Below are 23086 nucleotides of genomic sequence, written 5' to 3' on the forward strand. Positions count from 1 at the left end.
TGGCCACACGAACGATCTACCACCCCGGCGGGACGGTCGGGAGTAGGAGGAGCTGGATGTTCCAGAACGCCGACGACGCCAAGAAGTACCTCGCGGACGAGGACGTCAAGTTCATCGACGTCCGGTTCTGCGACCTCCCGGGCGTGATGCAGCACGTCACGATCCCTGCCGAGGCGTTCGACCCGGACGAGGAGCTGGCGTTCGACGGATCGTCGATCCGCGGCTTCCAGGCCATCCACGAGTCCGACATGTCGCTGCGCGCGGACCTGTCGACCGCCCGGGTCGACCCGTTCCGCCGCGACAAGACGCTGAACATCAACTTCTTCATCCACGACCCGATCACGGGCGAGCAGTACTCCCGCGACCCGCGCAACGTGGCCAGGAAGGCCGAGGCGTACCTGGCCTCCACCGGGATCGCGGACACCGCGTACTTCGGTCCCGAGGCCGAGTTCTACGTCTTCGACAGCGTCCGCTTCAAGACCTCCGAGAACGAGTCCTTCTACCACATCGACTCCGAGGCGGGCGCCTGGAACACCGGTGCGCTGGAGGACAACCGCGGTTACAAGGTCCGCTACAAGGGCGGCTACTTCCCGGTCCCGCCGGTCGACCACTTCGCCGACCTGCGCGCCGAGATGTCCCTGGAGCTGGCCAAGGCCGGCCTGCAGGTCGAGCGCCAGCACCACGAGGTGGGCACCGCCGGCCAGGCGGAGATCAACTACAAGTTCAACACCCTGCTCGCCGCCGCGGACGACCTGCAGCTCTTCAAGTACATCGTGAAGAACGTCGCCTGGCGCAACGGCAAGACCGCGACCTTCATGCCGAAGCCGATCTTCGGTGACAACGGCTCCGGCATGCACGTCCACCAGTCGCTGTGGGCGGGCGGCGAGCCGCTCTTCTACGACGAGCAGGGCTACGCCGGCCTGTCGGACACGGCCCGCTACTACATCGGCGGCATCCTCAAGCACGCCCCGTCGCTGCTGGCCTTCACCAACCCGACGGTGAACTCGTACCACCGCCTGGTGCCGGGCTTCGAGGCCCCGGTGAACCTGGTGTACTCGCAGCGCAACCGTTCCGCCGCGATGCGCATCCCGATCACCGGCTCCAACCCGAAGGCCAAGCGCGTCGAGTTCCGCGCCCCGGACGCCTCCGGCAACCCGTACCTGGCCTTCTCGGCGCTGCTGCTGGCCGGTCTGGACGGCGTCAAGAACAAGATCGAGCCGGCCGAGCCGATCGACAAGGACCTCTACGAGCTGGCTCCCGAGGAGCACGCGGGCGTGGCCCAGGTCCCGACCTCCCTCGGCGCCGTCCTCGACCGCCTCGAGGCCGACCACGAGTTCCTCCTCCAGGGCGACGTCTTCACGCCGGACCTGATCGAGACGTGGATCGACTTCAAGCGCACCAACGAGATCGCCCCGCTCCAGCTCCGCCCGCACCCGCACGAGTTCGAGCTCTACTTCGACGTGTAAGCCCTCCACGGCGCCCCCGCCCCGGTCATCCGGGGCGGGGGCGCCGTCGTGTGTCCGGAAAGCTTCCCTCGGCGCGGCCGGGGAGGGATCCTTGGCTTGACACTGTTGTTCGAGAGAAGGTCACGGGGATGTCCGAGAGGGACGACGAGGAGCGCGAGTTCGACCTCACGTGGGCGGACGGAGCCGAGCACAAGGAACCGTCGGCCCGCGCCCGTATGCTCGCCGCGCGCTGGAAGGACAACCCGCCCGGACCGGTCCCGTTCCGGGCCGACCCGGAGTACAGGGGATCGTCCGGCCGCTCGTCGTGGGTCTCCACCGCGGTCGTGCTCGGGTGCGTGGCCGCGGTCATCGTGCTGCTGGGGTACGTCAACTCCCGAGGGTCGTTCTAGGACCCCCTCCCGGCTTCGGCGGGTGCACACTGGACATCGGGACGAGTGCCCGACTGCGAGGTGATGCAGATGCGCAGCCGCTTCCGGAGCGACCGGGGACTGACCGTGCGGATGGGGATCACGCTTTTCCTGCTCGGTCTGCTGTATGTGGGTTTCGTCGCCGCGCTGATCGCGCTGCTGAAGTCCTGGGTGCTGGTCGTGGTGATCGTGGCGCTGCTGTTCGGGGCGCAGTACTGGTTCTCCGACCGGATCGCGCTGTTCGCGATGCGCGGCCGGGTCGTGGAGCGGGACGACTGTCCGGAGCTGCACGGAGTGGTCGACCGGCTGTCGGCGCTGGCCGACATGCCCAAGCCGGTGGTCGCCGTGTCGGCGATGGACATGCCGAACGCGTTCGCGACGGGCCGGAATCCCGACAACGCCGTGATCTGCGTGACCTCGGGACTGCTGCGACGGCTGGAGCCCGCCGAACTGGAGGGCGTGCTCGCGCACGAGCTGTCGCACGTGGCGCACAAGGACGTCGCCGTGGTCACGATCGCGTCCTTCCTGGGCGTGATCGCGGGGCTGCTCGTGCGTTTCGCCTTCTACTCGCAGCTCTTCGGCGGCGGCCGGCGGGACCAGAACACCATGGCCGTCCTGGCGGTCGTCATGGGCGTCTCCGCGGCCGTGTACGCGATCAGCTTCCTGCTGATCCGGGCCCTGTCCCGGTACCGGGAGCTGGCGGCGGACCGGGCCGCCGCCCTGCTCACCGGGCGCCCTTCGGCGCTGGCGTCCGCGCTCACCAAGGTCACCGGCGACATCGCCCGGATCCCGACCAAGGACCTGCGCACGGCCCAGGCCTTCAACGCGTTCTACTTCACGCCCGCCTTCGGCGCCGAGCCCGGTCTCGGCCGGTTCTTCGCCACCCATCCCAGCCTGGAGCAGCGGCTCGACCAGCTGGGCCGCATCTCCGCGGAGCTGGGCGAGGCGGCGCTGCCCGGGAAGCCCTGAGCGGCCATGGGTCTGCTGGACGTCCTGCTCGGCCGGTCCAGGGCCGTGGGGCCGGACCTCGACCGGCTCTTCGCGCTGCCGTCGGCGGCGGTGAGCCTGGAGGCCGCGGCCGGCTTCCGGCCGACCGGTCGGGGCGCGGTGTGCTTCGCGACGGTCGAGGGCGCGGCCTTCGAGCAGGCGCACCGCGAGGTCCGCGCCCTGCTGGACGCGGACGCCGGCCGGACCCCGGTGGAGCTGAGCCGCGACTCCTACGGCTACTCCTGGCTCGTCTCCCACCGCTCCCCCGACGAGCTGCCGCTCCTGGTGAACGACGTGCACGCGGTGAACAGCGTCATGGAGGCCAACGGCTTCGGGCCGCAGCTGCTCTGCTCGCTGGCCGGTTTCCGCGACGACGACGGACGGCGGCTCGCGCTCGTCTACCTCTACAAACGCGGCACGTTCTACCCCTTCGCCCCGCTGCCCGGCGACCGGCAGCGGCGGGACAACGCGCTGGAGCTGCGGATACGTGCGGTGCTCGCCGGAGAGCTGCCCGTCGAGGGGGACCTGGGCCGCTGGTTCCCCGTGTGGGGCGCGCCGGGCCTGTAGGGCCGGCCCGCCGCTCCCGGGCCGCGTTCACCGACTCCGTACGCGAAGAGGGATCCCCCGGTCCGGCACCGCTGTTCGGGAGAAGGTCGCGGGGATGTCCGAAGGGGGCGGCCGCGAGCGGGAGTCCGGCCTCATGTGGGCGGACGGCGCCGGGCACGGGGAACCGTCGGCCCGCGCCCGCACGCTCGCCGCACGCCGGAGGGACAACCCGCCCGGACCGGTCCCCTTCCGCGGCGAACCGGAGTACCGGGGACCGTCCGGCCGCTCGTCGTGGGTGTCGGCGGCCGTGGTGCTCGGCCGCGTCGTCGAGGTGACCGTGCCGCTCGGCCACGTCGGCCTCCGTCCGTACTGACCCCGGCTAGTCACCCTGGGCGACGGCGACCGTCGGCGGGGTCCGGGAGGCGCGGAGGGCGGGCGCCGTTCCCGCTGCCGCGGTCACCAGGACGAGGGCGGTGAAGACCGCCGCGAGCTGCCCCACCGGGACGGTGAACGGGGCGCTCGTCTCGGCGACACGGACCACCAGCCAGGAGTACGGCAGGCCGAGGGCCAGACCGAGGACTCCGCCCAGTGCGCCGTGGAGCGCGCATTCCACCGTGACCATGCGGTGCACGGCCGCTCCGCTGAGCCCCAGGGCCCGCAACAGCCCGAACTCGCGCCCCCGTTCGACGACGGTGAGACTCGCCGTGGTCGCGACGCCGACGACCGCGACCAGGACGGTCAGGCCGAGGACCAGGACCACCGTCGTGGCCGTCGTCCGCAGGTCGTCCGAGCCCGTGGCCTGTGCGGCCGGGTCCTCGGCGACGACGCGGCCGTCGCCGCGCTCCGGACCGGTCAGCGTGTCGGTGACGGCCCGCTGTGCGCGTATCCGCCCCTGGGCGCCGTCTTCCGCGGCGTTCGCGGTGACCGTGGTGGGCGCGGCGTCCGCTCCCATGCGGGTGAGGTCCGCGGCGGTGACGAAGAAGTTCCCGCCGTAGGGACCGGCCCCGGGCAGCGTCGCCGCCACGGTGAAGCGGACGGGGCGGCCCTCGAACTCCAGCGTCACGCGGTCGCCGGCCTCGACGCCGAGCCGGTGGGCGTGATCGGCGTCCACGACGACGTGGGCGGCTTCGAGGCGGTCGAGGGAGCCGGTGCGGGCGGTCAGGGCGGCGCCGGAGCGGACGGTGCCGAGGTCGAGGTCGGAGACGGTCGCACTGCGGGCGCCCTCGACGACCTCCGCCGTGCGGGACGCGGTCACGTCGGTCAGCTCGGGGCGGGAGGCCAGGTCGGCGGCGAGCGACCGGTCCAGCGTCCCGCCGTCCCTCTCGTACAGGTGGAAGTCCGCGGGCGCCTCCACGGCCTGCCGGTAGCGGTCGTAGGCGTTCAGGGAGGCGAGGCAGGTCAGGGTCGAGCCGACCAGGCAGACGCCGAGGGCCACGACGACCGAGACCGAGGCCGCCCGGCCCGGCGCACCCCCGACGCCCGCGACCGCGAGCCGGCCGGCCGCACCGGTGCGGCGCAGGGGCACGGCGACGACCGCCAGCACCGGCCGGACCAGCCGGGGGCCGAGGGCGATCAGGGCCAGGAAGGCCAGCCCGCCCGAGAGCACCACGACGGTCAGCGCCGCGAACCGGTCGTACTCCGGGTCGCCCGGCTGGGGCAGCCCGGCGTACTGCTGCCGGGCGAGGAGCGCGGCGCCCGCCGCGCACAGCAGGCCCAGCAGGGTCCGTCCGGCGCCGCTCGCCGCGCCCTCCCCGGACGCCGCGCTGCGCAGGGCCTGCAGCGGGGAGACCCGTGAGGCCGTGAGGGACGGGGCCAGGACCGCCAGGACCGCCAGCAGACCGGTGCCGAGGACGGTGAGAACGGCCTCCGCCGCGGGGACGTGGGCGGGGACGGACAGGTCGTGCCCGAACCGCCCGGCGACCGGGGGGACGAGCTGCCCGCAGCCCCAGGCCGCCAGCACACCGGCCGCGCCGGCCGGCAGGCCGACCACCGCCCCCTCGACGACGAGCGCGGCGGCGAGCCGGCGCGGGGTCGCCCCGAGGGCGCGCAGCAGCGCCAGCTGGCGTACGCGCCGTGCGAAGACGATGCGGAAGGTGGAGGTCGCGACGAGGACGGCCGCGCCGACGGCGACGGCGAGGAAGACGGTGACCAGCTCCAGGGTGTCGCCCGCCTCCGCCACCGCCTCGCGGGCCTCCTGGTCCCGCACCTCGCCCCCGGACCGCACCAGCGCTCCGGGCACCGCCTGCCGGATCCGCTCCATCAGCTCCGCGGGCTCGGAGGACGGGGTGTCGGTGCGGATGTCGACGCGGGAGTAGCCCCGTACGCCGAGCAGCTCCCCGAGCTCGGGGCCGGGGGCGTATCCCGTGGGTTCCGCGTCGTTCGTGGCGGTGCCGCGGACGATGCCGCTGACCTCGACCGTCACCCGTCGGGTGCCGTCGCCGTCGGACCCGGGCCGCAGCAGGGTGAGCGACGATCCCGGAGCGAGGCCGTACTCCCGCGCGGCCCGCGTGTCGACGGCGAGCCGGCCCGGGCCGGAGGGGTACGCGCCGTCGAGCAGCCGGACCCGCGCCAGGGCGCCGGTGCCGGGGTCGGCGGACAGGGCGAGGTAGCGTTCGACGGCGCTGCCGTCCAGCGGGCTGCCGCCGTCGATCCGGCCGACGGCCTCGGTGACTCCGGGCGTCTTCCGGATCTCGCTCAGGCGGGCCTCGCCGATGTCCTCCCCGTCGCCGGGCGTGACCACCAGCGAGACCGCTTCGGGGGTGCCGCGGAACGTCTCGACGACGGTCGCGGTGATGATCCGCTGGGCCGTGACGGCCCCGAAGACGGCGAAGGCCGCGATCAGCAGCGACAGTCCGGTCGCCGCGAACCGGCCGGGCCGTCTCAGGAGTTCCGCCACCTGGGAGCCCAGTACGGTCGCGCGCCACGGGTTCCTCATCGCCGCCTCCCCCGGGCGTCGCCGGCGAGTGCGGCGGTCCGCCCGGAGGGTGTGATGTGCTCGTCCTCGACGACGCGGCCGTCCGCGAGGGTCAGTACCCGGTCCGCGTACCGCGCGGCCGCGGGGTCGTGGGTGACCATCACGACCGTCTGCCCGAGCTCGTCGACGGACCGGCGCAGCATGGTGAGGACTTCGGCGCCGGCCCGGGAGTCGAGGTTGCCGGTGGGTTCGTCGGCGAAGACCACGGCCGGCCGGGCCACCAGGGCCCGGGCCACGGCGACCCGCTGCTGCTGGCCCCCGGACAGCTCGGCGGGGCGGTGCGAGAGCCGGTGGGCGATGCCGAGGACGTCGCAGAGGTGGTCCACCAGGTCGCGGTCCGGGCGTCCGCCGGACATGGTGACGGGCAGCACGATGTTCTCGTAGGCGGTCAGCTGCGGCAGCAGGTTGAACGACTGGAAGACGAAGCCGATCCGCTTCCGGCGCACCCGGGTCAGCTGCCGGTCGGACAGTCCGGTGATCTCCGTTCCGTCCAGGACGATGCTGCCGGAGGTGACGGTGTCGAGTCCGGCGACGCAGTGCATCAGGGTCGACTTGCCCGATCCGGAGGGGCCGACGACGGCGGTGAACCGGGCGCGCCGGATACCGACGGACACCTCGTCGAGGGCCCGCACCTCGGCGGCGCCCTGACGGTAGGTCTTCACCAGGGCGGTGGCGGTGACGACGTCGTCCGGTGCGTGGCCGCGGGCGGCGGTGTGGACAGTCATGGTGACGGTTCCCGCTGTCCGGGTCAGGAACCGAGCGGCGGCATGGACAGGGTGACACCGGAGTCCGAGCAGTGTCCCCGCGCCTCCTCCTCGAGGCCCTTCACGTCCTTCGCGGACGGCGCTTCGGGGGACTTCCTGGCGGTCTCGAGCGCCCACCCCTCGTACCGGGAGATCTTGGCCCCGAGGTAGCCGTCCTGCATCTGCGCGCGGCGCTCGTCGCCGGTTTCCCGCCACCACTTCTCCGCGTCCGGCACGGGGCCGGTGGAGATCTCCGCGGCCTCGGTGACGATCCGCTGCGCCAGCCGGCAGTCCTCGGCGGACGCCTGGCTGAGTTCGTCACGGTCCAGCCACCAGTACCCCGCCCCGGCGGCCAGGGCCGCGGCGAACGCGGCCGTGGCCGCGCCGATGAGGAGACGGTTCCGCTTGCGGTTCCGCGTGGTGGGCGTGGTGTTCATCGGGTCCTCCGGTGTCTTCTCGGCCGCGTTCGGCGACAGTGAGAAGTCTGGAGTCCGGCGGCCCGCCGGTCATCGGCCACGGATCCGAGATCGGACGCGGTGGATCCGGCACACCGGACGGGGCGGCTCCTGCGCCCTTGGGGGCAGAACCCGGGGACGCTTCTGCCCCCTCAGGGGGAGGGACGGACCAGTCCGGACTCATAGGCGAACGCGACGGCCTGGGCGCGGTCCCGCAGGTGCAGTTTGGCCATGAGGTTGCCCAGGTGCGTCTTCACCGTGGCCTCCGCGACGTACAGCTCCGCCGCGATCTCGGCGTTGGACAGTCCCCGGGCGACCAGGGCGAGCACGTCCCGCTCGCGCGCGGTGAGGACGTCCAGCCGTTCGGCCTGTCCGTTCGCCGGTGCCAGCCGGTCCGAGACCCGGTCGAGGAGCAGCCGGGTGATGCGCGGCGCCACCACCGACTCCCCCGCGGCCAGGACCCGGATGGCGTTCACGACCTCCGCGGCGGGGGCGTTCTTCAGCAGGAAGCCGCCGGCTCCGGCGCGCAGCGCCGCGAACGCGTCCTCGTCGTCGTCGAAGGTGGTCAGCACCAGCACGCCGGGCGGATCGTCCCGCCGCATCAGCTGCTCCGTGGCCTGGATGCCGTCCATGACGGGCATCCGGACGTCCATGATGACGACGTCCGCCTCGACCTTCCGCAGCAGGTCGAGGGCGTCCGCCCCGTTCTCCGCCTCGCCGACGACCTCGATGTCGTCCTGACCGGCCAGCACCATGGAGAAACCGGCCCGGATCAGCGGCTGGTCGTCCACCACGACCACCCGGATCCGTCTGTCCGCCCGCGTCATCACTTCGTCCTTGTCGGAATCGAGGCACGTACGTGCCATCCGCTGCCGAGCCGGGGGCCGGCCTCGAAGGCGCCGCCGGCGAGCTCCACCCGCTCCCGCATCCCCACGAGTCCGTTCCCTCCGGAGCGGCCGCCGGCGCCGCGGCCGACGAGGGCGCCCGCTCCGTCGTCGACCACGTCGATCAGCAGTGTGCCCTGCTCCTCGTGGAGCCGGATGTCGACCCCCGCCCCGGCCCCGGCGTGACGGAGCACGTTCGTGAGACATTCCTGGACGATGCGGAAGGCCGTCATCTCCTCCGCCGGCGACAGCCGTCCCTCGCCGACCTCGACCGACACGTCCACGGTGAGCCCGGCGGCCCGTGCGCGTTCGGCGACGACCTGGATCTCGTCGAGGGTGACCAGGCGCCGTGGCGGGCCGCCGTCGGCGGAGTCCCGGTTCCCCTCGCGCAGCACCCGGACGATGCGGTGCATGTCGTCGATCGCGTCCCGGCCCGTGGCGGCGATCGTCTTCAGCGCGGACTCCGCCATGTCCGGCGACTTCCGCAGCACGGCCCCGGCGCCGTCGGCCTGGAGGATCATCACGGCCAGGCTGTGGGCCACCACGTCGTGCAGTTCACGGGCGATCTCGGCCCGCTCCCGGGCCGCGGCCAGCCGGACGCGCTGTTCCTGTTCCCGCTCGGCGTGCCGGGCGCGGGCCGCCTGGCTCTCGGCGTAGAGGCGCCGCGTGTGCAGGGCGAAGGCCGTCAGCCAGACCGTCAGCGTCAGTCCCCAGAAGATCAGGAGGGATTCGGGCTCGGCGAACGGCTCGATGCCGAGGGCCGGTACCCCCACCGTCCCGGTCGCCGTGGCCAGCAGCACCACGGCGCCCGCGAGGTACGGCATCCAGGTGGTCCGGGAATGGTGGACGACCGACATCATGGCGAACAGCACGGCCACGTCGTACGAGGCGGGCGCCGACGCCAGCGGGAGGTCGGGCAGGTCGTACAGGACGAACTGGGCGACGCCCAGCGCCAGGACGACCGCCATCACCGTGGCGGGGAACCGTCTGCGGGCCAGCAGGCTCAGTGCCATCAGCCCGCCCAGGAGCAGGTCGTAGTCGCCGCCGTAGTACTGCGCCGCCGCCAGGACCACCAGCGCGACACCGATGTCGCACGCCCGGGCGACGGCGCGTCCGTACCGGCCGGACGGCGTCATCCAGGACGACGGGACCGGGACCGTCCTCTCCTCAGCCAACCGTCGTACCTCTCTCCTCCGGCAGGGGCGCGACCGCGCGGCCTGCCGGCGCAAGTGCCGCCGGGCCGCGGGGACTTCGGGGTGAGGGCATTCCCTCGCCCGCCCATACTGCCTCAGCGCGGCACACCGGCGCCGGGCGGCTCCTCTCGCGGGGCGCCCGGCACCGGTCCGGGATTCAGCGGTGGTAGCGCATGAACGCGCGCACCATGTGGCACGTGGTGTCCGACGGCGGGTGGACGCCGATCAGCCGTGCCGTGGTGCGGATCCTCTCGTCGCGGGCCTGGGCGGGCAGGTGGACGCCGGAGTCGAGCAGGGCGATGGCGAGTCGCATCGCCTTGAGCCGGCGGTTGTGCGTGACGTACCACTCGCGCGGGCGGCCCGCCGGGAGTGGGCGCTTCTCCACCGGGGCGCAGGGCAGCTCCAGCGGCACGGGACGCTTCGCGGTGGACTGGGTGGGCAGGGGCTTCGGCTTGAGTGCGGCAGCGGGCACGGGCATCCTCCTGTCGCGGTCGGGGCGGTCCGCCAGGATCCCCTACGACCCCGGCACCGCCCTCGAACACTGCTACCAGTCTACTGCCCGCCACTGACAATCAGCAGACCCGAAGGAGACGATAAAAGCCCTGGTGAGCATGGGATGTGACGGTGCGCCACACCAGTCCCGCGAGACACGCACACCGGGGCGGAGAATTCGAACAACGGCAGTGCGGCGTACCGTGTGCGGCATGGAGATCTGGATCAACCCCGCCTGTTCCAAGTGCCGTGGCGCCCTCGGCCTGCTCGACGCCGAGGGGGCCGATTACACCGTCCGCCGCTACCTGGAGGACGTGCCGGGCGAGGACGAGATCCGGGCGGTGCTGGAGCGGCTCGGGCTGGAGCCGTGGGACATCACCCGGACCCGGGAGGCCGTGGCGACGGAGCTGGGCCTTAAGGAGTGGGCGCGGGACGCCGGGACGCGGGACCGGTGGATCGCGGCGCTCGCCTCGCACCCCGGGCTGATCCAGCGGCCGATCATCACGGCGGACGACGGCACGGCGGTCGTGGGCCGCACGGAGGACGCCGTACGGGACGCCCTCTCCCGCCGGTGACCGTGTGACGCAGGCCACTTCGGTCGCGCGGCCCGATCGCTGAGCAACTCCGTTCGGTATCTCGTACATAGCGCCGTACGCTCCCCCTACCGCTTCAGGAGGCGCGCATGTCGCGCAGGAGAACCCTCGGCCCGAAGAAGAAGCTCGCGCTGTTGCTGAGCGCCGCGACGGTGGCGGGGGGCGGGGCCTTCGCCATGGCGACCACGTCGAACGCCACCCCGCCCGCGGCCACCACCAGGTCGGCGGCGGACTCGACCGTCTGCCAGGGGCTCGCCACGGCGCTCGGCAACAACCAGAAGTTCATCGAGGGCCAGCGGGCCGCCCCGGACGCGCAGTCCGGGGCGCGGATCGCCAACCGCGAGGCGGTCATCGCCCAGATCCAGCGCCAGCAGGAGGCGTCCGGGTGCACGGTGGGGGAGTCGGCTCAGGACTCCCAGGCCGCGCAGCCGCAGCAGCCCGCCCCCTCGCAGCCGGCCGCGGGCGGGCAGGGCGGGCAGGGCGGGCAGGCCTCCGGCGAGCAGGTGTGCAACGGGTCGACCGTCACCCTCTCCGGCGAGGGCGGCGCCCCGGCCGCGTCCAGCAACCGGTTTCCGGCCGGTACGAAGCTGAAGGTCACCAACCTGGACAACGACAAGTCCACGACGGTGGAGGTCACCTCGGTGTCCGGCAGCTGCGTGCTGCTGAACGACGCGGCCTTCGAGCAGGTCCGCGAGGCGGGCAAGTTCCTGATCCGCCGAGCGGTGATCGAGAAGGTGGGGTGAGGCCGGGGTTCGTCGCGGATTCCCAGGGCCCGCCGCTCCCCCACCGGGGCGGCGGGCCCGCCGGTGTCCCCGTGTGGCCGGGCCCCTCTCCGCACGCGTGCTCACACGGTGGGGCCGGACACGGCGGGGGCAGGTAACACGGGGTTCACACACGGGCAATGGCCGGGAAACCGCCTGTTGACAAGCTGCGTGACATCGACGGCGGCGCCCCAGTGCCGCAGCGCCGCAGCATCCGCACCAGCGCCCAGACCCACCCCAGAAGGATGTGGACCGTGAGCTTCAAGGCCGAGTACATCTGGATCGACGGCACCGAGCCGACCGCCAAGCTGCGTTCCAAGACGAAGATCCTGGCCGACGACGCCAAGGGCGCGGAGCTGCCGATCTGGGGCTTCGACGGTTCCTCCACCAACCAGGCCAAGGGCCACGCCTCCGACTGCGTCCTCAAGCCGGTCTTCGTCTGTCCCGACCCCCTCCGCGGCGGCGAGGACGTCCTGGTGCTGTGCGAGGTCCTGAACACGGACATGACGCCGCACGAGACCAACACCCGTGCCGCGCTGGCCGAGGTCGCCGAGAAGTTCACCGCGCAGGAGCCGATCTTCGGCATCGAGCAGGAGTACACCTTCTTCCAGGGCTCCCGCCCGCTCGGCTTCCCCGTGGGCGGCTTCCCGGCCGCGCAGGGCGGCTACTACTGCGGTGTCGGCTCGGACGAGATCTTCGGCCGGGACGTCGTCGAGGCGCACCTGGAGAACTGCCTGAAGGCGGGCCTGGGCATCTCCGGCATCAACGCCGAGGTCATGCCCGGCCAGTGGGAGTTCCAGGTCGGCCCGCTGGCCCCGCTGGAGGTCTCCGACCAGCTGTGGGTGGCCCGCTGGCTGCTCTACCGCACGGCCGAGGACTTCGACGTCTCCGCCACCCTCGACCCCAAGCCGGTCAAGGGCGACTGGAACGGCGCGGGCGCGCACACCAACTTCTCCACCAGGGCGATGCGCGAGGGCTACGAGGCGATCATCACCGCGTGCGAGTCGCTCGGTGAGGGCTCCAAGCCGCTGGACCACGTGAAGAACTACGGCGCCGGCATCGACGACCGCCTCACCGGTCTGCACGAGACCGCCCCGTGGAACGAGTACTCCTACGGCGTCTCCGACCGCGGCGCCTCGGTCCGCATCCCGTGGCAGGTCGAGAAGGACGGCAAGGGCTACATCGAGGACCGCCGTCCGAACGCCAACGTCGACCCGTACGTGGTGACCCGCCTGCTGGTCGACACGTGCTGCACCGCGCTGGAGAAGGCCGGCCAGGTCTGATCCGTACCGCAGTCCGCGCGAGGGGCGTCCACCGATCGGGGTGGGCGCCCTTCCGCGTTGTCCGAGCGCTGGAAGGGGGCTCCTGCCGGCCGCGGGTGTCTGCTTCAATGGACGCATGGCCGACTTCCGGAAGTACGACGCGACGGGTCGCCGTGACCTGGAACCGTTCTGGCCTTCCCGTCAGCACCACGACTTCGACCGGGTGTGTTGTCGCGCGACGAACGCGCCGGCCCTCCACAGCCCGGGCACCCGGTAGATCCCGGACCCCCGGCGGCCTTCGGCCGGCGCGAACCGCGTACGTCCTCGACGAGCCCTTCGCGCGAAAGAGCTGACGACCCATGGCGACCACCCGTTCCCTGCCCTCCGCGTCCTCCGCCTCCCCCACCGTCCATGATCACCCCCGGCTGCGTGCCGTCGACCGGGACGAGGTGGTGACCGTCGCGGACCTGCTGCCGCCGGGCGCCACCTGGCTGCCCGCGCCGCAGCACGCCCTGCCCGTCCTGCCCGGCCACCCCCCGATGGTCGGCTACCTGGTGCTGGTCCCCGCCGACCGGCAGCCGCCGTTCCCGGTCCCGGACCGGGCCGGCTCCCCCGGCCCCGAGGACGCCGACGACCCGCTGATCCGGGTCGACACCGTGCAGCGCACCGCCCACGTCGACGGACGGCGACTCGACCTCACCTACCTGGAGTTCGAGCTGCTCGCCCATCTCGTGGCGCACCCGGGCCGGGTGCACACCCGGGACCACCTGGTCGGCACGGTGTGGGGCTACGGCCACGTCGGCGACGGCCGCACCGTCGACGTCCACATCGCCCGGCTGCGCCGCAAACTGGGCGCCGGGCACCGGGACACGATCCGCACGGTGCGCCGGGTCGGCTACACGTACGTTCCGCCGGCCGGGCGCTGAGCCCCGTACGGCCGGTCTGCCGACAGCAGATCCCCGTTCCCCCGGGCCGCCCGGCCGGGCAGAGTCACCGGTATGAGACTTCTGACGCTGGGCGGCACGGAGTTCGCGGGACGGGCCGTCGTCGAGGCGGCCCTCGGGCGGGGCTGGGAGGTGACCGTCTTCCACCGGGGACGGCACGAGGCGCCGGAGGGCGCGCGGACGCTGCTGGGCGACCGCACCGCGGTCGACGGCCTGGCCGCGCTCGACGAGGACTCCGGGGAGTGGGACGTCGTCGTCGACACCTGGTCGGCCGCACCGCGCGCGGTGCGGGACACGGCGCGGCTGCTGCGGGGCCGCGCCGGCCGGTACGCGTACGTGTCGAGCTGCTCGGTGTACGACTGGGCCCCGCCCGCCGGGTACACCGAGCGGGCGCCCGTGGTGGCGGGCGCCTCCGCCGACGCGGACCTCACGGACTACGCGCGGGACAAGCGGGGCGGTGAGCTGGCCGCCGTGGACGCCTTCGGCGCGGACCGGTCGCTGCTGGTGCGGGCCGGTCTGCTTCTCGGACCGCACGAGAACATCGGCCGGCTGCCCTGGTGGCTGAACCGGACGGCGCGCGGCGGGCCGGTCCTCGCCCCGGGCCCGCGTGACCTGCCGCTCCAGTACGTCGACGTCCGCGACCTCGCGGAGTGGATCCTCGGGGCGGCGGAGCGGGAGCTGAGCGGGCCGTACAACCTGATGTCGCCGCAGGGGCACACCACGACGGGCGAGCTGCTGGAAGCGTGCGCCGGGGTGACCGGGGGCACGGCCGAACTGCGGTGGACCGCGCCGGAGGTGATCCTGGAGGCGGGCATCGAGCCGTGGACCCAGCTGCCGGTGTGGGTGCCGCCGGGCAGCGAGGGGTACGACGCGCTGCACTCGGCGGACGTCTCCCGGGCGGTCGCGACCGGACTGCGCTGCCGCCCGGTCGCCGAGACCGTGGCCGACACCTGGCGCTGGCTGCGGGAGATCGGCGGCGCCGCGCCCCGACGCCCGGACCGCCCGCCCGTCGGGCTGGACGCGGAGGTGGAGGCGAAGGTGCTGGCGGGCCCGGGGGTGTAGGCGGCACCACCCCCCGGGCGGGGGCCCGGCCCAGTGACCGCGCCGGGGCGCTCGATCAGACTGATGCCCATGAACACCGACACGAAGACGGACGGCACCACTTCGAGGGCCCGGGGGATGGTGCGCGCCGCCGGGCGGGGACTCGTGCTGGCGGTCGTCTCCCTGCCCCTGGCCGTGCTGTGCCTCGCCCTGTCCCTCGTGTCGGTCGTCCTCATCCCCCTCGGGATCGGGCTCGTCACCACGCCCTGGGTGCTGACCGGTGTCCGCGCCTTCGCGAACTGGCGCAGGGTGCTGTCGGCCGAGTGGGGCGGCGTGCGCATCCCCCCGGCCTACCGGCCGGTTCCCGAGGACGCCAACCCGTGGACGCGCACCTTCACGATGCTGCGGGACCCGGCGGTCCTGAGGGACCTGCGGTGGCTGCCGGTGGACATGACGGCGGGCTTCGTGACCGCGCTGCTCCCGGCCGTGCTGGTGCTCTACCCGCTGGAGGGCTTCGCACTGGCGGCCGGGCTGTGGCGCACCATGACCGGGGGCCCGTACACCGAGTACGGACCGTACTGGTACGGCTTCGTCCCGGTCGGCGACCAGGCTTCCGCGCTGGGCGCCGGCGCGCTGGGCGCGGTCCTGCTCGTCGTCGCCCACCGCTACGCCGTGTCCGTCTTCCAGGTCCACTTCCGCCTCACCCGGGCCGTCCTCGGATCCCACCAGACCGAACTGGCCGAGCGCGTGCGGGTGCTGACCGAGACCCGGCGGGACGCCGTGGACACCTCCGCCGCCGAACTGCGGCGCATCGAGCGGGACCTGCACGACGGGGCGCAGGCGCGGCTGGTCGCCATGGGCATGGACCTGGGGACGATCGAGGCGCTGATCGAGAAGGACCCGGCGAAGGCGCGCCACCTGCTGGCGCAGGCCCGCCGGTCCTCCGCCGAGGCGCTGACCGAGCTGCGGGAGCTGGTGCGCGGCATCCATCCGCCGGTGCTGGCCGAGCGCGGACTCGGTGACGCGGTGCGGGCGCTGGCGCTGCGGCTGCCGGTGGCCACGGAGGTGACCGTGGAGCTGCCCGGCCGGGCCGAGGCGCCCGTGGAGTCGGCCGCGTACTTCGCGGTGAGCGAGGTGCTCACCAACGCGGTGAAGCACTCCGGGGCGGACCGCGTCTGGGTCGACCTGCACCACGCCGACGGCCGTCTGCGGGCGACGGTCACCGACAACGGCAAGGGCGGCGCGGTGATCGGGGCGGGTTCGGGACTGACCGGGGTGGAGCGCCGACTGGGTACATTCGACGGCGTCCTCGCCGTCAGCAGCCCCGTCGGCGGCCCCACCCTGGTCACCCTGGAGATCCCTTGCGCGTTGTCCTAGCCGAAGACCTCTTCCTGCTGCGCGACGGACTCGTACGGCTCCTCGAGGCGCACGACTTCGAGATCGCGGCGGCCGTGGAGTCCGGGCCCGAACTGGCCCGGGCGCTGGCCGAGCTGGAGCCCGACGTCGCCGTGGTCGACGTGCGGCTGCCGCCGACGCACACCGACGAGGGGCTGCAGTGCGCGCTGGAGGCACGGCGCAAGCGGCCGGGGCTGCCGGTGCTGGTGCTCTCGCAGCACGTGGAGCAGCTGTACGCGCGGGAGTTGCTGGCCGACGGCAGCGGCGGAGTGGGCTATCTGCTGAAGGACCGGGTGTTCGACGCGGAGCAGTTCGTGGACGCCGTGTGGAGGGTGGCGCGGGGAGGCACGGCGATGGACCCGCAGGTGATCCAGCAACTGCTGGCGCGGCAGTCGGGGGACGACCGGCCGCTGGCGCGGCTGACGCCCCGGGAGCTGGAGGTGCTGGAGCTGATGGCGCAGGGGCGGACCAACACGGCGATCGCGGCCCGGCTGGTGGTGACGGAACGGGCGATCGCGAAGCACACCGCGAACATCTTCGCCAAACTGGGTCTTGAGGTCTCGGACGACGACAACCGGCGCGTGCTGGCGGTACTCGCCTATCTCGACCACGGCCGGTGAAACCGGACCCACCCCTTCACTCCCGGTAGGTGATCGACGACTCACGGTGTCCCAGGGGCTGTTGAAACCAGTGTGGGCGTACGGACTTCTCATTGATTTCCGGGACGGGTGAACATCCCCGGGGCGGCCCCCGTACTCAAGGGAGCCGCTCCGCTTCTGTTGGGCACTTCGACGCCCGTAAGGGGGTGCTCCTCGATGAGGTCGAGAGGAGTTCCGTGACTCCGCCCACCGCTGAGGCGGTGGACTTCCGACCCGGAGGCCGCGGTCCGGCCCGAACCGGCCCTCCGCGGGGCGAAGCGCAAATTACCAGAGCTCAGGGAAGCGATTCCCCCCTCGGCCCAGGCCGGGCGAGGGCCCCTCGCTAGGAGACTGATGGGACGCAACACGAGAAAACGCCGTATGCCGCTGGCCACCAAGGTGACAGCCGGGGCGGCGGCCCTGGCGCTCGGTGGGGGCGGGCTGGTCTGGGCGAACTTCTACGCCTCGGCCCACGAGGACGGAGGCCACAACCGGACGAAGTCGAGGGGGGCGCAGGTCGCCACGATCAACTGTCCCGACGTCGGCCAGAAGCTGACGAAGGTGCCGCGGCAGGCACGCAGGGGCGTGGCGAAGGAACTGGCCCTGCTGGACCGGCAGATCACGGACGCCTACACGCGCCTCGCGGAGACGCGCCAGGCCCAGGCGGGCGACGCGAACTTCGTCGACAACGCCATCCTCGGGCCGCTGAAGTCCAAGCGGACCGCCACCCTGGACCGGATCGGCATCAACATCAACCGGGCGGGCGGCACGGCGCCGCGCGACCTCGGCCGGTTCGCCCGGTGCCAGGGCGTCCCCGCCGAACAGCCGGGCGACGGCAACGGGGGCGGCGGCCAGGACCAGGGCGGCGGAGGCCAGGACAACGGAGGCGGCCAGGACAACGGAGGCGAGCAGGGCAACGGCGGACAGGCCCAGAACGGGCCCGTCGCGGACGACTTCATCAGGATCGAGGACGTCCAGCCGAACTCCCGCAACCTGCCGAACGGTCTGGCCGCGAACGGCGACGGCGGTTCGACGGGCAGCTTCACCACCGTGTGCGGCACCAACGAGAACGCGCTGCGCAACTCGGACAACGTGATCGTCGCCCCCGGCGTCAGCAACGGCGCCCAGCACCAGCACGACTACGTCGGCAACCAGGCCAACACCGCCTTCGCGAGCGACCAGGACCTGGCGAACGGCGACACGACCTGCCAGAACCAGGGCGACCGGTCGTCGTACTTCTGGCCGGTCCTGCGCATCCAGGACGGTACGCAGGACATCGACCAGGGCCAACCGGGCGGCGGTCAGGACGGCAACGTCGGCAAGATCGTCGCACCCACCGCGGCGGAGCTGAAGTTCGTCGGCAACCGCACGAGCGACGTCGTCGCGATGCCGAGGGCGCTGCGCATCATCACCGGTGACGCGAAGGCCTTCACCAACGGCCTGAACAACGCCAACACCGCCTGGAGCTGCACCGGCTTCGAGGACCGGCAGGTGACGGACAAGTACCCGATCTGCCCCGAGGGCAGCGGCGTGGTCCGCACGACCAGCTTCCAGAGCTGCTGGGACGGCCAGAACATCGACAGCGCCAACCACCGCACGCACGTCGACTTCGTCGAGGCGGACGGCACCTGCTCGAACGGCTTCCGGGCCATCCCCCAGCTCCAGGTCCGTCTGGTCTACGACAACATCCCGGCTCCCGGGATCGACAACGGGCGGCTCGTGAACCCGTACGCGGTGGACACCTTCCCGGAGCAGCTGCACAAGCCGATCACCGACCACAACGACTTCATCAACTTCTTCGACGAGAACCTGATGAACCAGATGGTCGAGTGCATCAACAGCGGCCAGGACTGCCAGTAGTCCGGTAGCCCGGTGACGGGAAGGGGCCGGCGGCGGGGGATCCCGCCGCCGGCCCCTTCGTCCGTCCGCGTCCGGCGGGTCAGCCGTGGTGACCGCCCCGGTTGTGACTGCCGCCGGGGTTCATGTGCTCGGACCCCTCCTCCATGGTCCCGCCGAGCATGCCGCGCAGGGCCGTGACGGTCCCCTCCTCGCCGACGGCCACCCACTTGCGGCCGACGAGGTAGTAACCGCCGTAGTCCTTCGCCGTGTTGAGCCACTCGCGCTGGCCGCGGTCGGTGGCGAAGGTGGCGAGGACGTACTTCTCGTCGCCCTTCTCGCACAGCGCCTGGCGGATGGTGTCGGCGTCGGTCTGCATGTCCGGCTCGCACTTCGCCTCGGCGGCCAGGTGCTCCAGGCTGCCGGTCGCGGTGGGCGGCGCCTGCTCCTCGCCGCCGCCGGAGCCGCAGCCCGCCAGTGCCAGGACCGCCACCGCGCCGGTCAGCGCGCGCATCGGTCGGGTCACCCTCATGTGTTCCTCCGGTCGTCGACGGCGACATCGTGACGGCGACACGCCGCACGGAGCCCCGGCTCGGGGGCCCTCGGCCTTGGATACGGCCGCGACGGCCGCGACGCTCAACGACCGCGCGGGTCAGGTGACCATCCGCCGGTTCGCTCGTTGCGCTGGACGTGCAGTCACAGGATGTCGGCCCGCCCTCCCCCGCCTCCTCCGCGGCCGGCCCGGTCGTGGACGTCGAGCAGGCCGAGGCCGCGCTCGTCGAGCACTACCCGCGGCTCGTCCGGCTCGCCTACCTGGTGCTGCCGTCCGGCAGGGGCCGGAGCAGGCGGGTGCTCACCGCGCACGCCCTGGTCCAGCGGGCACTGCCCCGGGGCCGCGCCCCCGCGCCGTCGATCCCCGCCCAGCAGGCCGGCCGTGACGGCGGCCCCGGGTACGCGCTGATCCGCCTCCAGGTGCTGCGCACGGCGCTGAGGCGCGGGGCGGGGCTGCCGCCGCCGCTCCCGCAGGTGTGGGGCCTGAAGCTGTTCCCGCGCTCGGGCGGCGCCGACGAACTCGCCCTGGACCAGCGGCTGTCCGCGCTGTCCGGACCGGCCCGCGCCGCCCACGCCCTGCGCGGCCTGGAGCGGCTCCCGGACGGGGACGTGCGGGAGGTGCTCCGGGCCGCGGGCGTCGCCGACGTGGACGCCGCGCTGGAGGAGGCCGACCGGATCCCCGACCCGTACCGGCTGCTCGGCTCACCGGAGTTCGACCCCTGCGTGCTGCAGGTCCGGCCGACCGATCTGCTGCGCCGCCGGCGGCGCCTGAAGGCCGCGCTGGTCGCCGGGGCGGCGCTGGCGGTGTGCGGGACGCTGCTCGGGCTGCCGGGCGACGGCTGGGGCCCGGACGGCGCCGCCGCGCCCCCGTACGCGCGCAACCCGGCCGCCCAGGCCGCGCTGGACCCGGGGAAGCTGACCCGGGTCTCCCCCACCGCGTGGCGGACCTCCGCGCGCACCGACTTCTCCGTGTGGCCGGCGCGCGGCGACCGCACCGGCGACCGGGCCCTGCTGCGCCGCGCCCTCGCCGTCTGGGCCCGGCCCGGGAAGGACGTCCAGGTGTCGGCGACCCCGGGCACCCCGTCCGGCGGCCCCGCCGGGCCGCCCCGGCTGCTGTACGCGGGGACGGTCGACACCGCGCGCGTGGTGGTCCTGTACGACGGTCTGCGCGTCGCCAGGTACGCCGAGCCGAAGGACGGCACGCGGGGCGCCGCGCTCGACCTCGCCCGGGTCGACGGCGCCGGGCGGGCCGGTGCGGGCGCGGTGGTGCTGAGCCGGGCCGACGGCAACGTCCGCTATCTGACCGCCCCCTGGGTGCGCGGGGCGGGTGAGCGGGACCTGCGCAGGCCGGGCTCCGCCGCGAGGGGCCTCGCCCTCACCGGCGGGGTGACCCCGCCGCTGGCCGGCCCCGCCGGGCGGCCGGGACCGTGCGCCTCCTGGAACGTGCTGGAACTGACCGACGGCACCGGCACCCGGCTGGTGACCGACCTCGGCGAGCTGGTCCCGGCCCACCTCACCGCCGGGCGGCCGGGCAGGACACATGAGGTCTCCGGCGCCGGGGCGCTGCGCACCTGGGCGCCGTACGCCTGCTCGCTGGGCGCGATGCGCTCGGCGGGGGTGCGGAGCGTGAACGCCTGGGCGTTCGCCGGGCAGCCGCTGCCCGGCGGGAGCGGGGAGGCGGCGTGGGTGTGCACGCGGGCGGAGACCTGGCGGGGCGGCGGGTCGCGGGTACTGGCGCAGTTCCACACGCCGGGCGGGCGGTTCGGGGTGGTGGCGGCGAAGGCCGAGGACGTACCGGCGTGCGGGGAGCGGGAGCCGCGGGTGCTCGCCGGGGTGCTGTGGAAGTCCGGGACGGGTGACTGGTACCTGCTGGCCGCCGGCAGCCGCGACACGGCGTCCATCAGGGCGACGGGCGGTGTCGAGGGTTCGGCTCGGGGCCACCTGCTGGCCCTGCGCGCCGAGGCCGGCGCCCGGGCGGACCTCGAGGCCGGACTGGAGGACGGGCGGTCGATCGGCGGACTGCGCTAGCCGGACGAACACCGCCGTCCGGTCGGGGCCGTTCGAGGCCGGAATCGATCGGTAAGGTGTTCGCATGACTACCGGGGTACGGCGCAGGATGGGCGTGGAGGAGCGGCGGCAGCAGTTGATCGGCGTGGCCCTCGAACTGTTCAGCCGGCGCTCCCCCGACGAGGTCTCCATCGACGAGATAGCGTCGCGGGCAGGCATCTCCCGCCCGCTGGTCTATCACTACTTCCCCGGCAAACTCAGCCTGTACGAGGCCGCGTTGAGGCGGGCGGCGGAGGACCTGGCGTCCCGGTTCGAGGAGCCGCAAAAGGGCCCGCTGGGGTCGCGGCTGCGCCGGGTGATGGCCCGATTCTTCGACTTCGTCGACGAGCACGGGCCCGGTTTCGCCGCCCTGATGCGCGGCGGCCCGGCGGTGGGCTCCTCGGCCACGAACGCGCTGATCGACTCCGTGCGGCAGGCCGCGTACGACCAGATGCTGGCGCACATGGGTGTGGCGGACCCGGCGCCGGCGCGGCTGGAACTGGTCGTCCGGTCCTGGATCTCCCTCGTCGAGTCGACGGCGCTGATCTGGCTGGACGGGCGGCGGGTGCCGCGCGAGGAGCTGGAGGTCCAGCTGGTGCAGGACTTCGCCGCGCTGGCCGCCGTCGCCGCCGCCCGCGACGAGGAGCTGGCCGCGCTGCTCCGCGGCCTGATCGGGAACGAGCCGGGCGACGGGCCGTTCACCGACCTCGCCACCCGGCTGATCTCGCTGGCGGCCCGGTGAGCGCCGTGCCGACGTGGGGTCTGGTCGTCGAGACGACCGTGGGCGCCGCCGACCGCAAGCGCACGGAGGCCCACGTGGTGGCGCACGTCGAGGGGACGCGGGAGGAGGCGCTCGCGGAGCTGGAGCGGCGGGCACGCGGTCATGTGCCCACCCACCCGCTGAACCCCAAGCGTCGTCGCCTCCTCAGGAGCGGCGACGGGTTCCTCCTCGTCGTCGACGGGGCGTGGAGCTCGTTCGTCACCCGGTTCACGGTGGCGGAACTGCTGGAGGACTCCGCGGCGCCCGCCGAACCGGAACCCGTCGTCGAGGCGCCGCCCGAACCGGAACCGGTCGTCGAGGCGCCGCCCCCCGCCCCTCCTCGCCCGACGGCGGAGCAACTGGCCGAGCGGGACGTGGACGGGGTGCCGGTGCTGCCGTCGTGGCTGGGCCGCAGCGACCTGCCGTGAGGCCTACTCGCCCTCGAACTTCCGGTACGACGGGTCCAGGTCGCGGACCTCGGCGGAGGCGTGCAGCACCAGCCCCCCGGCCGGCTTGACGTACTGCCGCAGCAGTTCCAGGACGGCCTCGGTGAGCCGGGCCTTGGTCTCGTCGCTGCGGCCGGCCAGCAGGGCGATGTGGACGTGCACGAGGGCGTGTACGTCGGTGTCGGAACCGACCACGACGTCCTCGACGGGCCGGAACCGCGTCTTGCACGCCGGCGGCTTGGCGGCCGCGATGTCCACCACGGCGGTGTGCAGGTCCCGCGCGAAGGCGGGCCGGTCGAAGCCGTCCGCGAGCGGACCGGAGTAGTCGACGGTGATCTGCGGCATGAGCCCTCCTGTTCCTGGTCAGGAGGGCTCACACTAGCCGCAGCTCCTTCCGGGGTCAGCCGGCGGTGGTGAACACCGCGACCGTGCGCGCCGGAACGGTGAACGTGCCGGACCCCTTCGCGTACGACGAGGTCTTCACGACCGCGTCCCCGCCCGCCGCCTGCACCGGGTGCAGACGGTGGCCGGTCCCGGCGAGCGCGGCGACGCGCTGCTCCTGCCGCTCGGGCGTGGCGTTGAAGACGACGACCAGGTCGCCCAGTTTCATGGTGATCACGCCGGGCGTCTCGTCCGTGCCGGAGAGCGGGAAGGAGAGCGCGGAC

Annotated in this window: 25 protein-coding genes; 16 read left to right on the forward strand and 9 right to left on the reverse strand. The window is 73.4% G+C overall.

What is annotated here, in order from left to right; all coding sequences use genetic code 11:
* The first annotated feature begins 56 nt into the window (after nucleotides 1-56).
* From glnA to ADK41_RS27825, 5 genes are all read left to right on the forward strand, one after another.
* A complete protein-coding gene (gene glnA / locus ADK41_RS27805) occupies nucleotides 57-1466 on the forward strand; it encodes a type I glutamate--ammonia ligase (RefSeq protein WP_030836518.1) in 1410 nt (469 codons plus the stop codon).
* A gap of 128 nt (nucleotides 1467-1594) precedes the next feature.
* Nucleotides 1595-1855, forward strand: a complete 261-nt coding sequence (locus ADK41_RS27810) for a hypothetical protein (protein ID WP_030836521.1) — start codon at nucleotides 1595-1597, stop codon at nucleotides 1853-1855.
* Nucleotides 1856-1924: 69 nt separating this feature from the next.
* On the forward strand, nucleotides 1925-2842 hold the full coding sequence (gene htpX, locus ADK41_RS27815) for a zinc metalloprotease HtpX (protein WP_030836524.1): 918 nt from the start codon (nucleotides 1925-1927) through the stop codon (nucleotides 2840-2842).
* Nucleotides 2843-2848: 6 nt separating this feature from the next.
* Nucleotides 2849-3427 carry a PspA-associated protein PspAB gene (gene pspAB / locus ADK41_RS27820; RefSeq protein WP_030836527.1) on the forward strand — a complete coding sequence of 193 codons (579 nt, stop codon included), beginning with the start codon at nucleotides 2849-2851 and terminating at the stop codon, nucleotides 3425-3427.
* 94 nt (nucleotides 3428-3521) lie between these two features.
* Nucleotides 3522-3779, forward strand: a complete 258-nt coding sequence (locus ADK41_RS27825; RefSeq protein ID WP_030836530.1) for a hypothetical protein — start codon at nucleotides 3522-3524, stop codon at nucleotides 3777-3779.
* A 6-nt stretch (nucleotides 3780-3785) separates the two neighbouring features.
* Here the strand turns inward: ADK41_RS27825 and ADK41_RS27830 are convergent, their stop codons facing one another.
* The 6 genes from ADK41_RS27830 to ADK41_RS27855 all read right to left on the reverse strand — a co-directional run bounded on the left by ADK41_RS27830 (nucleotide 3786) and on the right by ADK41_RS27855 (nucleotide 10127).
* Entirely contained in the window at nucleotides 3786-6341 is a 2556-nt protein-coding gene (locus ADK41_RS27830; RefSeq protein ID WP_030836534.1) for an FtsX-like permease family protein, read from the reverse strand.
* Nucleotides 6338-7105 (reverse strand): ABC transporter ATP-binding protein, encoded by a 768-nt coding sequence (locus ADK41_RS27835; RefSeq protein ID WP_030836536.1) that lies wholly within the window; start codon nucleotides 7103-7105, stop codon nucleotides 6338-6340. The genes ADK41_RS27830 and ADK41_RS27835 overlap by 4 nt, the downstream gene beginning before the upstream one ends.
* 23 nt (nucleotides 7106-7128) lie before the next feature.
* Nucleotides 7129-7560 carry a hypothetical protein gene (locus ADK41_RS27840; protein WP_030836538.1) on the reverse strand — a complete coding sequence of 144 codons (432 nt, stop codon included), beginning with the start codon at nucleotides 7558-7560 and terminating at the stop codon, nucleotides 7129-7131.
* Between the two features lie 170 nt (nucleotides 7561-7730).
* Nucleotides 7731-8405, reverse strand: coding sequence for a response regulator transcription factor (locus tag ADK41_RS27845; RefSeq protein ID WP_030836539.1), 675 nt, complete (start codon nucleotides 8403-8405; stop codon nucleotides 7731-7733).
* On the reverse strand, nucleotides 8405-9637 hold the full coding sequence (locus ADK41_RS27850) for a sensor histidine kinase (RefSeq protein WP_030836541.1): 1233 nt from the start codon (nucleotides 9635-9637) through the stop codon (nucleotides 8405-8407). Before ADK41_RS27850 ends, ADK41_RS27845 begins: the two co-directional genes overlap by 1 nt.
* 175 nt (nucleotides 9638-9812) lie before the next feature.
* Nucleotides 9813-10127, reverse strand: coding sequence for a hypothetical protein (locus ADK41_RS27855; RefSeq protein WP_030836543.1), 315 nt, complete (start codon nucleotides 10125-10127; stop codon nucleotides 9813-9815).
* A gap of 232 nt (nucleotides 10128-10359) precedes the next feature.
* On the opposite strand from ADK41_RS27855, the gene ADK41_RS27860 reads away from it, so the two are divergent.
* The 8 genes from ADK41_RS27860 to ADK41_RS27895 all read left to right on the forward strand — a co-directional run bounded on the left by ADK41_RS27860 (nucleotide 10360) and on the right by ADK41_RS27895 (nucleotide 18641).
* Nucleotides 10360-10722 carry an ArsC/Spx/MgsR family protein gene (locus tag ADK41_RS27860; protein WP_030836545.1) on the forward strand — a complete coding sequence of 121 codons (363 nt, stop codon included), beginning with the start codon at nucleotides 10360-10362 and terminating at the stop codon, nucleotides 10720-10722.
* Between the two features lie 107 nt (nucleotides 10723-10829).
* On the forward strand, nucleotides 10830-11483 hold the full coding sequence (locus tag ADK41_RS27865) for a hypothetical protein (protein WP_030836547.1): 654 nt from the start codon (nucleotides 10830-10832) through the stop codon (nucleotides 11481-11483).
* A gap of 272 nt (nucleotides 11484-11755) precedes the next feature.
* Complete coding sequence (gene glnII, locus ADK41_RS27870; RefSeq protein ID WP_030836549.1) at nucleotides 11756-12784, forward strand: glutamine synthetase; 1029 nt, start codon at nucleotides 11756-11758, stop codon at nucleotides 12782-12784.
* Nucleotides 12785-13122: 338 nt separating this feature from the next.
* Nucleotides 13123-13689, forward strand: coding sequence for a winged helix-turn-helix domain-containing protein (locus ADK41_RS27875; RefSeq protein WP_030836551.1), 567 nt, complete (start codon nucleotides 13123-13125; stop codon nucleotides 13687-13689).
* A gap of 72 nt (nucleotides 13690-13761) precedes the next feature.
* Nucleotides 13762-14769, forward strand: a complete 1008-nt coding sequence (locus ADK41_RS27880) for an NAD-dependent epimerase/dehydratase family protein (protein ID WP_030836554.1) — start codon at nucleotides 13762-13764, stop codon at nucleotides 14767-14769.
* Between the two features lie 69 nt (nucleotides 14770-14838).
* On the forward strand, nucleotides 14839-16125 hold the full coding sequence (locus tag ADK41_RS27885; protein WP_030836557.1) for a sensor histidine kinase: 1287 nt from the start codon (nucleotides 14839-14841) through the stop codon (nucleotides 16123-16125).
* Nucleotides 16110-16763 carry a LuxR C-terminal-related transcriptional regulator gene (locus ADK41_RS27890; RefSeq protein ID WP_030836560.1) on the forward strand — a complete coding sequence of 218 codons (654 nt, stop codon included), beginning with the start codon at nucleotides 16110-16112 and terminating at the stop codon, nucleotides 16761-16763. Before ADK41_RS27885 ends, ADK41_RS27890 begins: the two co-directional genes overlap by 16 nt.
* Before the next feature lie 372 nt (nucleotides 16764-17135).
* Nucleotides 17136-18641, forward strand: coding sequence for a DUF1996 domain-containing protein (locus tag ADK41_RS27895; RefSeq protein ID WP_030836563.1), 1506 nt, complete (start codon nucleotides 17136-17138; stop codon nucleotides 18639-18641).
* Nucleotides 18642-18720: 79 nt separating this feature from the next.
* Here the strand turns inward: ADK41_RS27895 and ADK41_RS27900 are convergent, their stop codons facing one another.
* Nucleotides 18721-19149, reverse strand: a complete 429-nt coding sequence (locus tag ADK41_RS27900) for a hypothetical protein (RefSeq protein ID WP_030836566.1) — start codon at nucleotides 19147-19149, stop codon at nucleotides 18721-18723.
* A 158-nt stretch (nucleotides 19150-19307) separates the two neighbouring features.
* Between ADK41_RS27900 and ADK41_RS27905 the strand changes: the two genes are divergently transcribed.
* From ADK41_RS27905 to ADK41_RS27915, 3 genes are all read left to right on the forward strand, one after another.
* Nucleotides 19308-21197 (forward strand): hypothetical protein, encoded by a 1890-nt coding sequence (locus ADK41_RS27905; protein ID WP_030836569.1) that lies wholly within the window; start codon nucleotides 19308-19310, stop codon nucleotides 21195-21197.
* A gap of 64 nt (nucleotides 21198-21261) precedes the next feature.
* The gene (locus ADK41_RS27910) at nucleotides 21262-21957 is read left to right on the forward strand and encodes a TetR/AcrR family transcriptional regulator (RefSeq protein ID WP_030836572.1); all 696 of its coding nucleotides are present in this window, start codon (nucleotides 21262-21264) and stop codon (nucleotides 21955-21957) included.
* The gene (locus ADK41_RS27915; RefSeq protein ID WP_030836575.1) at nucleotides 21954-22403 is read left to right on the forward strand and encodes a hypothetical protein; all 450 of its coding nucleotides are present in this window, start codon (nucleotides 21954-21956) and stop codon (nucleotides 22401-22403) included. The genes ADK41_RS27910 and ADK41_RS27915 overlap by 4 nt, the downstream gene beginning before the upstream one ends.
* A gap of 3 nt (nucleotides 22404-22406) precedes the next feature.
* Here the strand turns inward: ADK41_RS27915 and ADK41_RS27920 are convergent, their stop codons facing one another.
* Complete coding sequence (locus ADK41_RS27920) at nucleotides 22407-22766, reverse strand: 5-carboxymethyl-2-hydroxymuconate Delta-isomerase (protein ID WP_030836578.1); 360 nt, start codon at nucleotides 22764-22766, stop codon at nucleotides 22407-22409.
* Nucleotides 22767-22821: 55 nt separating this feature from the next.
* Nucleotides 22822-23086 (reverse strand): alpha-1,6-glucosidase domain-containing protein (locus ADK41_RS27925; protein ID WP_037805318.1); only part of this gene is annotated, 265 nt, incomplete at its 5' end.

Origin of the sequence: Streptomyces caelestis, from assembly GCF_001279005.1 — a bacterium.
Classification (GTDB): domain Bacteria; phylum Actinomycetota; class Actinomycetes; order Streptomycetales; family Streptomycetaceae; genus Streptomyces; species Streptomyces heliomycini.

Bases quoted from the DNA above. Each gene is read 5' to 3' on its own strand.
- glnA (WP_030836518.1), top strand. From the start codon at position 57: ATGTTCCAGAACGCCGACGACGCCAAGAAGTACCTCGCGGACGAGGAC.
- ADK41_RS27810 (WP_030836521.1), top strand. From the start codon at position 1,595: ATGTCCGAGAGGGACGACGAGGAGCGCGAGTTCGACCTCACGTGGGCG.
- htpX (WP_030836524.1), top strand. From the start codon at position 1,925: ATGCGCAGCCGCTTCCGGAGCGACCGGGGACTGACCGTGCGGATGGGG.
- pspAB (WP_030836527.1), top strand. From the start codon at position 2,849: ATGGGTCTGCTGGACGTCCTGCTCGGCCGGTCCAGGGCCGTGGGGCCG.
- ADK41_RS27825 (WP_030836530.1), top strand. From the start codon at position 3,522: ATGTCCGAAGGGGGCGGCCGCGAGCGGGAGTCCGGCCTCATGTGGGCG.
- ADK41_RS27830 (WP_030836534.1), bottom strand. From the start codon at position 6,341: ATGAGGAACCCGTGGCGCGCGACCGTACTGGGCTCCCAGGTGGCGGAA.
- ADK41_RS27835 (WP_030836536.1), bottom strand. From the start codon at position 7,105: ATGACTGTCCACACCGCCGCCCGCGGCCACGCACCGGACGACGTCGTC.
- ADK41_RS27840 (WP_030836538.1), bottom strand. From the start codon at position 7,560: ATGAACACCACGCCCACCACGCGGAACCGCAAGCGGAACCGTCTCCTC.
- ADK41_RS27845 (WP_030836539.1), bottom strand. From the start codon at position 8,405: ATGACGCGGGCGGACAGACGGATCCGGGTGGTCGTGGTGGACGACCAG.
- ADK41_RS27860 (WP_030836545.1), top strand. From the start codon at position 10,360: ATGGAGATCTGGATCAACCCCGCCTGTTCCAAGTGCCGTGGCGCCCTC.
- ADK41_RS27865 (WP_030836547.1), top strand. From the start codon at position 10,830: ATGTCGCGCAGGAGAACCCTCGGCCCGAAGAAGAAGCTCGCGCTGTTG.
- ADK41_RS27875 (WP_030836551.1), top strand. From the start codon at position 13,123: ATGGCGACCACCCGTTCCCTGCCCTCCGCGTCCTCCGCCTCCCCCACC.
- ADK41_RS27880 (WP_030836554.1), top strand. From the start codon at position 13,762: ATGAGACTTCTGACGCTGGGCGGCACGGAGTTCGCGGGACGGGCCGTC.
- ADK41_RS27885 (WP_030836557.1), top strand. From the start codon at position 14,839: ATGAACACCGACACGAAGACGGACGGCACCACTTCGAGGGCCCGGGGG.
- ADK41_RS27895 (WP_030836563.1), top strand. From the start codon at position 17,136: ATGGGACGCAACACGAGAAAACGCCGTATGCCGCTGGCCACCAAGGTG.
- ADK41_RS27900 (WP_030836566.1), bottom strand. From the start codon at position 19,149: ATGAGGGTGACCCGACCGATGCGCGCGCTGACCGGCGCGGTGGCGGTC.
- ADK41_RS27910 (WP_030836572.1), top strand. From the start codon at position 21,262: ATGACTACCGGGGTACGGCGCAGGATGGGCGTGGAGGAGCGGCGGCAG.
- ADK41_RS27920 (WP_030836578.1), bottom strand. From the start codon at position 22,766: ATGCCGCAGATCACCGTCGACTACTCCGGTCCGCTCGCGGACGGCTTC.